Source organism: Wenyingzhuangia sp. IMCC45574 (assembly GCF_054182685.1).
The window spans coordinates 384,900-400,238 of the sequence record NZ_CM135169.1 but is presented as its reverse complement, the minus strand read 5'-3'; the positions used below and the strand labels follow the sequence as shown (position 1 = coordinate 400,238).

12 protein-coding genes are annotated in these 15,339 nt (G+C 32.9%); 7 read left to right on the top strand and 5 right to left on the bottom strand.

Annotation, left to right across the window (positions count from 1 at the left end; all coding sequences use genetic code 11):
• Window positions 1-70: 70 nt before the first annotated feature.
• From ACXHHC_RS01830 to ACXHHC_RS01810, 5 genes are all read right to left on the bottom strand, one after another.
• On the bottom strand, window positions 71-1,024 hold the full coding sequence (locus tag ACXHHC_RS01830) for a carboxypeptidase-like regulatory domain-containing protein (RefSeq protein WP_458227946.1): 954 nt from the start codon (window positions 1,022-1,024) through the stop codon (window positions 71-73).
• A gap of 96 nt (window positions 1,025-1,120) precedes the next feature.
• A complete protein-coding gene (locus ACXHHC_RS01825; protein WP_458227945.1) occupies window positions 1,121-2,110 on the bottom strand; it encodes a hypothetical protein in 990 nt (329 codons plus the stop codon).
• A 106-nt stretch (window positions 2,111-2,216) separates the two neighbouring features.
• The gene (locus ACXHHC_RS01820; RefSeq protein WP_458227944.1) at window positions 2,217-2,537 is read right to left on the bottom strand and encodes a hypothetical protein; all 321 of its coding nucleotides are present in this window, start codon (window positions 2,535-2,537) and stop codon (window positions 2,217-2,219) included.
• 20 nt (window positions 2,538-2,557) lie between these two features.
• Window positions 2,558-5,797 (bottom strand): glycoside hydrolase family 2 TIM barrel-domain containing protein, encoded by a 3,240-nt coding sequence (locus ACXHHC_RS01815; RefSeq protein WP_458227943.1) that lies wholly within the window; start codon window positions 5,795-5,797, stop codon window positions 2,558-2,560.
• Between the two features lie 62 nt (window positions 5,798-5,859).
• Window positions 5,860-6,726 carry an AraC family transcriptional regulator gene (locus ACXHHC_RS01810; RefSeq protein WP_458227942.1) on the bottom strand — a complete coding sequence of 289 codons (867 nt, stop codon included), beginning with the start codon at window positions 6,724-6,726 and terminating at the stop codon, window positions 5,860-5,862.
• A gap of 164 nt (window positions 6,727-6,890) precedes the next feature.
• Between ACXHHC_RS01810 and ACXHHC_RS01805 the strand changes: the two genes are divergently transcribed.
• From ACXHHC_RS01805 to ACXHHC_RS01775, 7 genes are all read left to right on the top strand, one after another.
• Window positions 6,891-7,916, top strand: coding sequence for an L-rhamnose/proton symporter RhaT (locus ACXHHC_RS01805; protein WP_458227941.1), 1,026 nt, complete (start codon window positions 6,891-6,893; stop codon window positions 7,914-7,916).
• 74 nt (window positions 7,917-7,990) lie between these two features.
• Window positions 7,991-9,148: a mandelate racemase/muconate lactonizing enzyme family protein gene (locus tag ACXHHC_RS01800; RefSeq protein WP_458227940.1), complete on the top strand. Its 1,158-nt coding sequence runs from the start codon at window positions 7,991-7,993 to the stop codon at window positions 9,146-9,148.
• Window positions 9,149-9,155: 7 nt separating this feature from the next.
• A complete protein-coding gene (locus tag ACXHHC_RS01795; RefSeq protein WP_458227939.1) occupies window positions 9,156-10,598 on the top strand; it encodes an aldehyde dehydrogenase family protein in 1,443 nt (480 codons plus the stop codon).
• Between the two features lie 8 nt (window positions 10,599-10,606).
• Window positions 10,607-11,545 (top strand): 2-dehydro-3-deoxygalactonokinase, encoded by a 939-nt coding sequence (locus ACXHHC_RS01790; protein ID WP_458227938.1) that lies wholly within the window; start codon window positions 10,607-10,609, stop codon window positions 11,543-11,545.
• A complete protein-coding gene (locus tag ACXHHC_RS01785) occupies window positions 11,538-12,173 on the top strand; it encodes a bifunctional 4-hydroxy-2-oxoglutarate aldolase/2-dehydro-3-deoxy-phosphogluconate aldolase (protein ID WP_458227937.1) in 636 nt (211 codons plus the stop codon). Before ACXHHC_RS01790 ends, ACXHHC_RS01785 begins: the two co-directional genes overlap by 8 nt.
• Before the next feature lie 280 nt (window positions 12,174-12,453).
• Entirely contained in the window at window positions 12,454-13,413 is a 960-nt protein-coding gene (locus ACXHHC_RS01780) for a hypothetical protein (RefSeq protein ID WP_458227936.1), read from the top strand.
• 614 nt (window positions 13,414-14,027) lie between these two features.
• Window positions 14,028-15,026, top strand: a complete 999-nt coding sequence (locus ACXHHC_RS01775; protein ID WP_458227935.1) for a sensor histidine kinase — start codon at window positions 14,028-14,030, stop codon at window positions 15,024-15,026.
• Window positions 15,027-15,339: the final 313 nt, after the last annotated feature.

Sequence of the window (15,339 nt, the reverse complement as noted above, 5' to 3'; positions counted from 1 at the left end):
CTGTTTTTGACAAGAAAAGGATAGAAAAACAACACTCAAGCAGACGAGAACTTTCTTTTCCATTTATTATTTACTCTGTAACCAACATATACAAACCATCTTTAGCCTTTTTCCCATAAATTGCCTTTGCATATTCAGGTTTAAAATAGAACACTTCCGACTCCTTAGAACTACAACTTTTATTTGTATCGTTATTGTTCATTTCTATTTTCTTAAAAAATAACTCTTCGCTTACTTCTTGTCCATTTATCAAATGTATAGGTTGTCTTTTATCAAAATCTCCTGCATAGGCAATCATACCGAGCGTTGCATTGCTTTCCTTTGCTAAAATTCTATACTCGCTTTTAAGTTGCTCTCCTTCTAACATATGAAAACTAGCATCATAGCCCATAAATACTTCTTGCCTTTTTATCTTAACTTTGTGATAAGTAACTCGAATTACATTTTTTGTTTTTTGAACCAAATCCTGTGGAATTTCAATTGAAAAACGACCATCTTTGGATGTGTAAGCAGATATAATTTTACTTTTAGTGACAAACGTTACTCTTGCTCCCTCAACTGCCTTCCCTTTTTCCGAAAAAATTCTCCCTCTAAAAATAATGGTATTATTATTTATTGACTCTTTTTCTTTTTGACCTTGATGTGTTTCTTCTTTTGTGTTGGAAATTTTAGTATCGGTCTGAATAACTTCTGTTTTTACAAAAGAATTAGTTGTTTGAGAGTTGCCACAAGCAGTTATTGCAGTTGCTAAAAGAAAACCTGCTGCAATATTTGAATAAGGTAATTTGTATTTTTTTTCAACCTCATGTTGATAAAAAGGGTGTTGAGATTGTTCTGAAGTAATTCTTGCACAGATATTACCTTTAGAACTCTCTAGTATTTCTTGAATTTCAGAATGATTTAAATTAGTAAAGTCAATTACATTTTTTGAACACAAATTACAAAAAGCACCACGCTGATTACTTCTCATATTCTCCCATTTCTCTTCACAAGGCTTTTCTATTTTCAAAAACTTGGTTTTCATAATCATTTTTTTAATTTACATCAATTACCGTTCCGAACATTATTAACATTTAAAAAACACCCAAAACACATACAAACAATTATATCCCCTCTAATCTTAATCAATTACAGCAACAATCTCACTCTCAAGCAGTTCACTTTTCTCATTTAAAATCTTTTGCAACTCTAAATAGGTTTTCAATTCCAAATCAGGATGAATAACCACTAAATATTGCGCTGCTTTATTTAATTTTTCTAGTTTTTCAAGATCATTTAACTCATTAATTTCTATCAACTTCCAACCTCTGGATATAAAATCTTCTTTGTTATTAAACTCTTCTTTAGGAGGTGGTGGGGGTGGCACACTATTATTTAATTTTTTTTCATACAAAACTCTATCATCTCTTAAAATCTTTATATCTACTTTTAAAAGATAAGTATCTGTAAATTTAAACCTTTTGGTTGCTAACCATATAGGGCGATTTCCATACAATTCTAAATGATAATAAAATTTCTTTAATTCCTTAAGTGAGATATTTTTATCTAGGTAAACTAAAATTCTGTAAAAAATGGGCTCGCCTCCACTGCAAGCATAATTTATATTTATCAAATCTTTATAATCTAGATATCTGTAATTGTATCTTATTTTTGTTTCCCCATCTTTTTTATAAAAATGAACAATTGAAAAGTTATCTTTTTTTTGAACTTCATCTGAATACAAAGTCTTTGTTTTTATGTTTACCAAGCGATAATCATCCCACACACATGGAGTTAACCAATAGTCATCCTCTGGACTTTTATAATACTTCATTCCATTAGACAGCACTAACGAGTCTTTCCAAAATTTCTCAATTTTTGTTTTTATTTCAAAATCAGCTCTATTTAATTTAACTGTAAGTTCATTTTTATCAATATGATATACTCCAACTTCGGTAAAAGAAATACCATCAATTAGTTTTACACTATCTCCAATAAAATTCAAATCAAAAAAAGAATCTTCTTTTTCGTAATCAAAAAAATGCCACTCCCCTTGCAAATCCTCTTTTGTAATCTTTTTACAGGAAGCACAGACCAGTAAGACACTAAAAATCAAAACGCCTTTTTTCATATCAACTTTCTACAATTCAATACTTAAACATCAAAAAATATTCCACAAAAAAACAGGATTAAAGTTACCTTCAATCCTGTTTTAAGAATATATACGAATATGAGATTTACTCTTTAATCTCCATAAACTCTATAGGAGAACCATTGTGAGCAATAAATACAACTCTTACTCCTTCTGCAGGACTAAAAGGCTCTACAATTACATCCTTACATTCTATTGCTTCTTCAATATTATCCACCAGATACGCTAAGTGAGGCATGGTAGTAACCAATTCGTGCCAAGGACTGTCTGCATCGAATTTTACCCATTCTACTTTGTACTCATCCTTATCGAACTCCGTATAATTTACCTTTCCAGGTTCAAAATAACCATCCCAATCTTTGTCTTCTGTTGTTGGGATTCCAATGTGACTAAATTTGTATTCCATTATTTTTGGTTTTTGTTTGTTTACTTAATTACGAACTCTAAGCTATATTTACCTGCAGGAAGTAAATACTTAGGTAAAGTTTCTGACAATGTTCCTCCTAAACTGTAGTGTGCACTGTCTATATTCAACGTATAGAATCCTTGGTCTTTTAAATCGAATGGATGTTTTGCAGTAGTAATATTCTTTGCTGAATATGGCCAAATAGAAAAATTAAAATTCTGAGCTCCTAAAATGTGTAAACTCGCTTTTTTAGTTGTATTTAACTCCAACCATCTAACATCAGATCTATTTCCATTTTCTTGAGGGTATACATAATTAGTAAACAAATCTTTCGTTTTAAAAGTGTATTCGTCTACTGTAGCACCTCTTTTTCTATCAATATAGTTTTCCCATGGCCCTTTTCCGTAAAAATTGGTTTGTATATAGTCTTTTGCTATTCCCATTTCCATTCCAAAACGAATTAAACTTGGTAAAGATTCTTTTGCATCCATATCCATTTTCACCCCAACTTTACCATCAGATAAGAAGGTATATGTTAACTCTACTTTTACATCGTTTTTAAAAGCCTTAGTTACCACTACTTTTGCCTCGTTTTTCTTAGTAGCAATTACTTTAACATCCGTAGTTTTTAATTTATCTGCTAAAAACTCCCAGTACTTTCTAGATTTTTTAAACCCTCTACTACTTGCTCCTCTAATATCGTTATCTACCGGAGGACGGAAAAAGTTTGGTTGTAAAGGAGACTTTATTTGCTCTTTTTTATTCTTAACCAAAGAAATTAAAGCTCCACTTTCTTTAGACACCTTAGCAGTGTATGCTTTTGCAGAAATTTTGATTTCCGATTCAGTTTCGTTTACTGCTACTGCAGATTTAGACTTAGAAGTCAAAACAAAAGCTACATCATTCTCTTTAAGTAACATCTGTTCTCTAGCTACCTCGTGCCCTTTAGCAGCCCACCATTGGTTTGTTTTCTCATGAACCGAAATATTAATCCAATATTCTTTACCTTCTTTAAAACGAACCTTTTTAAAAGGAATTATTAACTCGCTACTTGTTTTTGCCTCTACATTTACATTTTCTAAACTTCCTTTTTTAATGATTCTACCATTTTCTGATACAGACCATCTTACTTCATACTGATTTAAGTTTGTAAAAGCTAAATGGTTAATAGCAGTAATCTTTCCTGCTTTTGCATCGACAACTTTAAAGTTAAAAGGTTGAAAAATGTATTTACATTCCCATGCATGCGGATTTGGTTTTCTGTCCGATGAAAAGACTCCATTGATACAGAAGTTTTTATCATTTGGTATATCTCCAAAATCACCTCCATAAGCAAAGTACTTTTCTCCTTTGTCGGTCTTAGTTTCCAATCCTTGGTCTACCATATCCCAAATAAAACCACCAATTAAGTTTTTCTTCGCATGGATTAAATCCCAGTACTCACCTAAACCTCCAATAGAATTCCCCATTGCATGCGCATATTCACACATTACTATTGGTCTATTGATATATGTGCTCTCGGACATTGCCTTTAACTGGTATATTTCTGGATACATTCTACTTAATACATCCACATACGCTGGATCGTCTGGATTGGCATGTGCAGCTCCTCTAAATTTCTTTTGTCCTGCTTCTCCTTCTAAATAATCTGGATGTGTTGGATCTCCTTGAGCCCCTTCGTAATGTACAAAACGAGAAGGATCGTAATCTCTAATCCAATTTGCAGCAGCTGCAAATGCAGGCCCTGTACCAGATTCATTCCCCATAGACCAAGAAATGATAGATGCATGGTTTTTATCTCTATCTACCATACGCATAATTCTACTTAAAATAGGAATTGCCAAACTAGGCTGTTGCGGTGCATAACTTCCTAAGTGATGCGTTTCTATATTCGCTTCGTCCATTACATACAATCCATATTTATCACACAATTCGTAGAAATAAGGATCGTTAGGATAGTGAGAAGTACGAACGGCATTAAAGTTGAATTTCTTTAACAACTTAACATCTGCCTCCATCTCTTCTCTTGTTAAAGCTTTACCTCTTGTAGCACTATGATCATGACGATTTACCCCCATAATCTTAACAGACTTTCCATTGATTAACAACTCATTCTCATCGCTAAAAGAAACATCTCTAAATCCTATTTTCTGACTTCTAGACTCTACTACATTCCCTTTAGGATCTTTTACATCAAAAACAACGGTATACAAATAAGGATCTTCTACAGACCACTTTCTAGGGTTTTCTATTTTGGTATCTAAAAAACCAAACTGAGTAATGTCTCTTTGTGGCCATCTCTCAAAATGAATATCCTCAATACTACAAGACAATTCTTTAGAAAACTGTTTCTTTTGATCTGCATCGTATAACTGAGCAGTTATTTGCCATCCTTTCAATTTATCTTCGTCTTCTTTCATCCAAATACGAGGACGAACTTCGAACCTAGCATCTTTTAAATCTTTGTCTAAATTGGTTCTAATGTAAAAGTCGGTTAAAGATACTTTAGGCTGTGCCAATAGCATAACTTCTCTATGAATTCCACTCAACCTCCACATATCCTGATCCTCTAAGTAACTTCCATCACTCCATCTAAATACCTGAATTGCCACTCTATTTTTACCAGTTGATATATAATCCGTAATATCAAACTCAGCAGCCAACCTACTTCCTTGGCTGTATCCTACTTTTTTTCCATTTACCCATACATAAAAAGCAGAAGAAACCCCTCCAAAGTGTAAAACTACAGATTGATCTTTCCACGATTCGTCTATCGTAAAGTCTCTGTAATAACTACCTACAGGGTTCTCTCTGTATTTTTCTATAAAAGGGAATTGAGGTGGGTGCGGTCCCATATAACTATAATTACGCTTTCCTCCATTCTTAATATCCGGTGTAAAAGGATAAATAATATTGGTATAAATTGGTTTTCCATATCCTTCTAACTCCCAGTTAGAAGGCACAGGTATATCTTTCCAATCTTTGGCATTTCCTTTAAAATCTTTGGCAACAAAATCTGTAGGTCTTTGGGTAGAACTTTCTACAAAATTAAACTTCCAAGTTCCGTTTAAAAACTGAACTCTCGCATTAGCTCTATCACCTACTAAGGCATCGTTATGATTTTTATAAGAATAACTAGGTACTCTAGCCCTTAGTTTTCCTTGTTCAAACATTAATTCATTTTCCCAATCTTTTTGTTGAGCAAATACAAAATTTACGGCAGCAAGCAGCAACCATAAAAAGCTTTTTTTTACGTTCATTGTAAGTGGATTCTAAATTTTATTGATTATTTGTTTTGAAAAATAACTATCAAAAAACATACTTATCTATTTAAATACATTTTCTGAAAAGCTTTAGGATTTACCCCTTTTATTTTTTTAAACTGCCTGTTAAAGTTTGTTTGTGAATTGTAGCCACAACTATACGTTACTTCTGATATAGACAGCTTATTATCTATTAACAATTTACAGGCTTGTCCAACCCTAACCTCATTTAAGAACTGAGAAAACGTTTTGTGCATTCTCTTTTTAAAGAACCTACAAAATGGAGAAACACCCAAATGTGCAATGGCTGCAACTTCATCTAAATGAATTTCTCTGCTTAAGTTTTCTAATACATATTGGTATACCTTTTCTAAACGTTGCGAGTCTTTTACATATATCTTTTCTGTATAACCATTACTTGCAAACTCCTTAACATCTTTAGCCGAAGCCAATGCATATAAAATCCCCAACAAACACTCTATACTTCTGTACCCTGTTAAGCTTAACAAACGCATCATTTCTTCAGCAACATATCCCTTTACTTCATCGTTTAAAAAAGCAATACCATTACTAGCTTTACTTAACAAATTCTTAATCAAAACCATTTCGGTAATTTCAAAAAAATCTTTTCCCAAAAAGTCTTCGTTAAAATGCAATACTATTACTTCTGCCTTTAGAGATATGTCTTTATGGTATGCATCAGAATTTCTCCACAGGTGAGGCATGTTGCTACCTATTAAAGCCAATTCGCCAGAACCAAATTCATGTACATTGTCTCCAATAAAACAAGTTCCCTCTCCTTCTATTATATATATAAGCTCAAATTCCTGATGCAAATGCCAAGACTCATCTAGGTATGGCTTGTCATTCTTATACACCGAAAAGCTCTTGTTAGAAGGTGTTATTTTTTTCTGTAAAATCTTCAATGTTAGATAATTATTAAGTCGTTCAAGTATAAAATTAACACATTTTATCAATATAATACTCCTTATCCTTAAAAAATGTCAATTCTGTGCTTATCTAGGTAAATCGCTGTTAAATAAAACAACTTTTATATATCGAAATTTGTTAAAACTAAATATACAATTTTATGGATACATATTTATTTGCGATTATATTGATATTGATTGCTAGTTTATTTCAAGGAAGTTTTGGACTAGGAATGAAATACATAGCCCCTTTAAAATGGGAAGCTTGGTGGATAGTACATGCGACTGTTGCCATGGTAATATTCCCTTTAATATGGGCTTTCTTAGTAGTTCCAGACTTGTTTGGTATAATTGCACAAGCTCCTACAAACGAAATAATTTCTGGTGCTGCACTAGGTTTTGGTTGGGGAATTGGAGGAATTATGTTTGGTGTATCTGTAGGATATATTGGAATGTCTTTAACTTACGGTATTGTAATGGGACTATGTTCTATAGCAGGAGCTTTAATCCCTATGTTCTTAAAATACGATGCTATAAACAAGGCTAGTATCCCTTTTATATTATTAGGATTGGCATTGTTAGCAGTTGCCGTAATTGTAGTAACTATTGCCGGATTAAAAAGAGATAAACTATTAGCCGCTAAAGGGCAAGAGATTGAAGGAATTAAAAAAGGAGCTGCTTTTAAGAAAGGATTATTTATAGCCTCTGCTAGTGGAATTTTATCAGCCATGCTTGCCGTTGGTTTTGATAGTACTCCTGAAATTGGAAAATTAGCAGAAAAGGCTGGAGCCTTACAAAGAAATACTGCATTGGCTCGCTGGGTAGTTGTTTTAGCGGGTGCTTATGTTATGAATTTAGGATACAGTTTGTTCTTATTGATTAAAAACAAATCATTCAACTCTTTTAAAACACCTCAAATGGGGAAAGCTTTAAAATGGTCTGTAATTGCAGGATTGTTATGGTTTGCCGCTTTGGGTACTTACGGACAAGGAGTAGCCTTGATGGGAGATATAGGAACTATGATTGCTTGGCCAATGATGTTAGGAATTTCTTTAATTATTAGTAACATCTGGGCTTACAAGTCTGGTGAATGGAAAAATGCTGCAAAACCTTTCCAAACACTGTTACTAGGTATAGGAATTATCATTATAGCTACTTGTGTATTAACATATTCTAATACACTTTAAAAGAAAATAAACGAAAGAAAACTATAAAAAAGCATTGCTTGCTATGCTTTTTTTAACAAACTATATAAAGATCAATGATGAGGATAAAAGAAATTAAACCGTACGTACTAATCAGTAAATTAGACGAGCCATTCTACTTTTCGCAATGGCAATACGATACTCGAAAAATCTGCCTGGTAAAGGTAACTTTAGAAGATGGAACTTATGGATGGGGAGAAGGATATGGACCTGCTGATGTAATTAAAGCTGGGATTGAATACTTTACACCATTTATTATTGGAAAACCTGCATTAGAACACGAAACTATTTGGCAAGAAATGTACTTACGTTCATTAGACTTTGGACGTAGTGGTATTTTTCAGGCTGCGGTAAGTGCTATAGATGTAGCCTTATGGGATTTAAAAGGAAAGATTTTAAACCAACCTGTATCTGTATTATTAGGTGGAGTTAAAAACCCAGAAATTCATCCATATGCAACAGGGTTGTACTTTGAAAGAGTAGACGATTTAGAGAAAAAATTAGTAGATGAAGCTTTATTGTACAAAAGCCAAGGTTTTAAAGCTATTAAAATGAAAGTTGGTTTAGGAATTGAACCAGATATTAAATACGTAAAAGCGGTAAGAGAAGCTATTGGATACGACATTAAATTAATGATTGATGCCAACCACGCCTACTCTTACAAAGAAGCATTAGAACTAGCTTTAAAGGTAGAGAAATACAACATCTCTTGGTTTGAAGAGCCAGTATCCCCAGAAGACTATGACGGGTATAGAAGATTGCGTTTAAGAACCTCTATTCCTATTGCAGGTGGAGAATGTGAATATTTAAAACACGGATTTAAGCGTTTGTTTGACAACGACTCTGTAGACATTGCACAACCTGATATTTGTGCTACTGGTGGATTGACAGAAGCAAAAAGAATTGCTTCTTTGGCACAAACCTATTCTAAAGATTTAGTGCCACACTCTTGGGGTACTTGGATAGCAATTAGTGCAGCAGTGCACTTTGTAGCCAACTTAGACAAAAACCCAGGTAGAATGTATTCAGAAAAACCTGTAATGGAGCTAGACAGAACCGAAAATCCATTAAGAGACGAAGTGGTAAAACACAGTTTAAAAATAGAAAATGGAGTATTAACAGTTCCTACCGTTCCTGGTTTAGGAGTTGACATTAACGAAGAAGCATTGGCAAAATACTCTTGCGATGCAAACACAGATCATATTTTAAAATAAACAAACGATGAGCAACGTAATGTTTGGACATAAAAATTTATACATCAATGGTGAATTATCGCCAGCTTCTAACGATGGAGTATTCAATGTAATCTCTCCGGCAACAGAAGAAAGCATCGGAACCATTGCATGGGCAACCAAAGAAGATACTTTAAAAGCATTAGAAACAGCTCAAGAAGGTTTTAAATACTGGTCTAAGTTATCTATTAAAGAACGTAACAATTGGATTCATAAATTACGCAATAAAATAGTTGAAAACAGCGACTTGCTAAGAGAAGCAATCATCAACGAAATGGGTAAAACTTGGGAAGCATCTCAAGAAGATATAGATCTTTTAATCCGTTCTTTAGAGTTTTATGCCGATGAGATTCAGACAAGAGAAACAGAAGAAATAGCAGACAAAGAAGGAACACATTCGCACAAAATTATAGCAAAACCTTTGGGGGTTGCTGTTGCTTTTTTAGCTTATAACTTCCCTTTATTAAACTTAGGATACAAAATAGGTCCTGCTTTAGCTGCGGGTTGTAGTATTATCTTAAAACCATCTGAATTCTCTCCTATTTCTGCTTATATTATTGGAGAAATTGCCAAAGAAATTGATTTTCCTAAAGGGGTAATTACTGTTTTATGTGGGGATTTAGAGAATGTAGGAATTCCATTGTGCGAGAGTACTATTCCTCAGCTAATTACCATGATTGGTTCTGCTGGAACTGCTCAAAAATTAATGGAACAAAGCAGTAGAACTTCTATCAAACGTTACAGCATGGAATGTGGAGGAAATGCACCATTTATTGTATGCAAAGATGCAGATATGGAAACTGCTGTTACCATTGGTGCTATTTTAAAAACAAGCAACTCTGGTCAAATTTGTGTGGCTCCTAACCGCTACTTTGTTCACCAAGATGTTATGGATGAGTTTATAGCAGGTGTTAAAACCAAGTTCGAAAAAGCTAAAGTTGGATTTGGAAGAACCAACAATCCAGATATGGGACCTTTAACCAACAGACAATCAGTTGTAAAAGTTAAGAGTATTGTAGAAAGAGCTATCGCACAAGGAGGTAAATTAATTACCGGAGGAAAAGAAATTGAAGGAAAAGGATATTACTTTGAACCGACCATTATCTTATTCGACAAACCGTATGCAGATATTATGGAAGAAGAAATTTTTGGTCCTGTAGTTATTACTGTTCCATTTACCAACAAAGAAGACGTTTTAGAGTTAGCAAACGATGTAGATGCTGGGTTGTCATCTTTTGTATTTTCAGAAAGTGAAGAAACCATTCAATACTTTTCAGAAAACTTAGACTTTGGTGAAATACAAGTAAACGGAGTTAAGTACGATATTTACCTGCCACACGTGGGGGTTAAAAACGCAGGTGTAAGCATGGACTGTTCTAAATACGCTTTAGACGATTACTTATCTAAAAGAAGAATCACAACTAAATTATAATTAAGTATATGAGCTTACCAAAACAATTTATTAGTTGTGATTGGGGTACATCTAACTTTAGATTAAGGTTGGTAGACTCTGATAGTTTAAACATTGTAAAAGAAGTAACTTCTAATACAGGTGTTAAAAAACTATTTCAAGAGTTTCAAAACAACGAATCAGATATCAGTCAAACTGCTTTTTTTGTTCAGTTTTTAAAAACACAAATACAACAATTAGAGTTAACAACCACTCCTACAATCATTGCTTCTGGAATGGCTACTGCTAGTATTGGTATGCTAGAATTACCCTATATAGATATGCCCGTTAATTTTAAAGGAGACAATCTATTAAGTAAAGCTATACACCAAGAAGAGTTAAATATTATATTGGTTTCTGGGGCAAAAACAGATAGCGATGTTATGAGAGGTGAAGAGATTCAAGCTGTAGGTTTGTCTCAACACATTCCTAGCAATACCAAAGGAGTGCTTTTATTACCAGGTACACATAGTAAGCATATTCAGTTTAACAACGGAGTGTTTACCTCTTTTACTACTTATATGACAGGTGAGTTGTTTGATGTAATTCAGAAACAAACTTTACTAGAAAACTCCTTAACAAAATCGAACTGGAGTTCACAGTATGAGCAAAATTTTTTAAATGGTGTATATAAAGGCTTAAACAGTGAGCGTTTAGCCTCTTTATTTACTATTAGAGCGAATGATTTATTAGCCAATGCTACCAAAGAAGAGAATTTCTACTTTTTATCTGGATTGCTAATTGGTGGAGAACTTTCTTATTTACAAAACAATCCGCAAGAGGTATATATAGCTACCACCGGAATATTACACACATTATACAAATTAGCTTTAGATCAAATAAACTGCAACCTAACGAGTTTTAACGCAGATATGATTGACAAAGCCCTATTAATAGGTCACAAACAAATATTAGCATCTTATGTCTAACACAACATTTTCTTGGGAAAAATACAACCAAACTCCTGTAGTAGGAATTTTAAGAGGTCTTACTATAGAAAAAATTAGAGAAATCATTCCAACCTATATAGAAGCAGGTTTCTATACCGTAGAAATTACCATGAACTCTCCTAATGTAGAAGAGTCTATTAGTAAACTAGCAGCAGAGTACCCAGAACTAAACGTAGGTGCTGGTACCGTATGTAATATGGAAGACTTACAAAAAGCTTTAAATGCAGGTTCTCAGTTTATTGTAACTCCTGTAATAGACGAAGAAGTAATTAAACATTGTGTTGCCAACAACATACCTGTATTTCCAGGAGCCTATACTCCTACCGAAATTTACAAAGCTTGGTCTTTAGGTGCTAATGCTGTAAAAGTTTTTCCAGCAACTCAATTAGGTGTTAAATTTATTAATGACGTTTCAGGACCTTTAAACACTATTAAACTACTACCTACAGGTGGAGTTGCTAAAGACAATATAGCAGACTTCTTTAAAGTAGGTGCTATTGGTGTAGGAATGGGAAGCTCTTTGTTTGACAAAGAGTTGATAGCCAAAGGAGACATGACTGCTTTAAAAGCTCATTTTACCGCAATTAAAGAGAACGCTGCAATATAATAAAGCGTTTTATTGATATTACTTAAAAGGTTGTTATGTGTATACATAGCAGCCTTTTTCTTTTCACTAATTTTGTGAAAATTACTCTCCTAACAGCAATATTTTCTTAAAATAAAATGTATTCTATAGCACTAAAGTAGTAGTGTTAACAACAAATAATTAACTTATATTTGAGTTTGATAACAACACCTAAAAGGTTCACTCCCCCCCTCCTAATTAAGGTGTGATAAGCGAACCTTTTGGAGACATATAACAAGTTGCCCACAATATGAATAAAACTTTGAGAACAATACTTAAACTTGGAGTTTTGATATTTGGAATTACTTCATTCGCGCAGGAATTTGAATTTGACATTCACAATACATCGTTGAATGAATACCTAAAAATGGAAGAGAAACTAGGTAGTGAACAAATACCAAATATCAGAAATCACGTTTCATTTAGCGGAGATGCACAACCGATAAAGTTCAGAAGAAAAGAAAAAATAATTTCTGATTTGGTTGTATACTATTACTTCAAAGAAAAAGACAGTACAATGTCTAAGGTTGAGTACGAATGGGACGAAAGTTTATTGACTTTAAAAGCAAACACAAATGACCAAAAATCAAAGAAATACCAAAAAGCTCTAATTCGTAAGTTCAACGAATTAGAAAAAATGATAACTGACATTTATGGAAAACCTCAATCAGAAGGTGATTTGTCCGATATAAGGAAAGCCAACAAAAAAGGTGGATTAGACAAGAATGTAAAGTGGTTTCCAAACGATAGTACAGAAATCGAAATGTATGCAACTGTTTCTAATTTTTACGAGAAACGTGGAATGGTTACAACTGCACCTACACACAGAATTAGGCTTTATGTAAAAAACACGAAAAAAGAAAAAAGAGTTACGCATGAATTGACTGAAGAACGCCTTGATAGTCTAAATGGAATTTCAAAACAATTTATTGCCTCTTTAAAAGATGAAAATTTAGAGAAATCAAAAAGTTACTTATCTGATATGATTATTGAACAAGTTACAGACAAACAACTCAAAGCACTAATTTCCGGAATTGATTTCGACCGAAAACTTGAATTATTTTACAGCGGAATTCAAATGGGTATGAACGGTAAAGCGTTTGCTATGCTTCAATACAAATATGGAGATGACCAAGATAGTCCACCAAAAGAAATGATTAAAGTTATATACGATGACAAAAACAAGATTGTCGGAATTCAACCTTTGAAAATGCAAAACTGATAAAAAAAATACTGTGGGCAACAACGGTAACCGTTGCACAAGTCCAAAAAACAAGAAAACAACTACACTATAGAGCCCTTTTAAGGGCTTTGTATTTTTTAACTAGTTGCTAAAAACTAATTTCTACAAGGCTTTAGACTAACTAAAAACAAGTTTGGAGACAACATAAATGTAAAAAAGAAGCTGCCAAGGCTTTGGCTTTGCTTTGGACTCTTTTTTCTATATACCTCAGGTATTTCTTTACATTATAAGCTTCCCCATTAATTCAACCTCGTACTCTCACGAAACTTCGGGAGAGCAACAGAAAAGAGATCAATTTTTGGCTTTGTTTCTAACATTCAATTCATTCCTTTTAAACTGGGTTGGTCATGGCCGATAGTTTCGCTGCTATTTTATTTAGCCAAATACCTAAGCCACTAACCCCGTTACTATTAATCCAAATAACGCCCCTCCTACTTATACACAAGTATTATAATGTTTAAAATTTAACAGTATATAATAGCCTAACTTTTTCATATTCTAGAGATAAAGCATTAAATTTATAGAGAAGCCTACACTTATTAACAACAGTATATTAATAGGGTAGATTTTAAAAATTGCTAAAAATTCTTGCTATGGAATTGTTTAATATAATAACACTAGTATTTATTATACTAGGGGCTGTCATTCTATTGATGAGTGCCACATCTACTTCTAAAATTTTTCATTTGTTAAAGAATGATCAATTAAAAACAAATTGGAAAAAACTTAGGTTACTTATGCTTGTTTTTTTCTTTGGGTATTTAGCTATTGGAACGGCTGTAATACTAGAAAAAAACGACTTACTAATACTCTTATCTGGAACTATATTCTTAATGGGAGCTTTGTTTGTTTTTATAGTTGTTAGAACCGGTTTGGATAGTTTTATCAAACTGAATGAAATGAACCAGAATTTGGGAGACACACAAGTAAAAAATTTAGAATTAGAAAAATTTGCTTATATAACCTCTCACGATTTAAAAGCTCCTCTTAGAGGGATTTCTAGTTTGGCTACTTTTATTAAAGAAGATTTAGAAGATGGATTAACAGAAGATGTAAAAAGTCATGTTGATTTAATGCAAGGACGAATTGAACATTTAGAAAACCTTATAACAGGTATTTTACATTATTCCAGAATTGGTAAAATACTAATAGAGTCAATCGATCTAAATTTAATGGTTAAACAAGAATTAGAAAACTATGTAACTTTAAAAAATGTTGTATTTAATATAGACGAAAACCTTCCTGTTATTAATGGAGACAAAATTCAGTTAAGTCAAGTTGTATCTAACCTTATTAGCAATGCAATTAAACACAACGACAAAGAGGTTTGTATGATAAATATTTCTTGTTTGGAAGATAGCGAACACTATATCATTACATTTAAAGACAATGGACCAGGTATAGAGATGCAATACCATGAAAAAATATTTGACGTTTTTCAGACATTAGATTCTAAAGATACTCCAGACAATACTGGTATAGGTTTGTCTATAGTCAAAAAAATTATTGAAAAACACAATGCTAAAATATGGGTAGAATCTAATGGTAAACTAGGCTCTAAATTTATAATTTCCTATTCCAAAGCTTTTTAAACGCAACCAATATCCTCTCCTATTCTATTAAGAATACAATTAACAGTGTTACATAATACCCTAGAACTGGTAGTAAAAAAGAAAAGCACTAAAATTGTAGATTGATCGTTTTGCATTATTATTACTTCATCAAAAGGCAATTTTAATCTGTATACCACACATTCCCTTAATAACTGAAACCATTATCACACAAATCTATAAGCTCTAAATTCATTTTATGGTTCATTTTTTGATAGTCTTTAAAAAAGACTCAGATTTATTCTTTAAATTAATCGCGCTAAAAATTATACACAACCCTTTAATCTAACTTAAT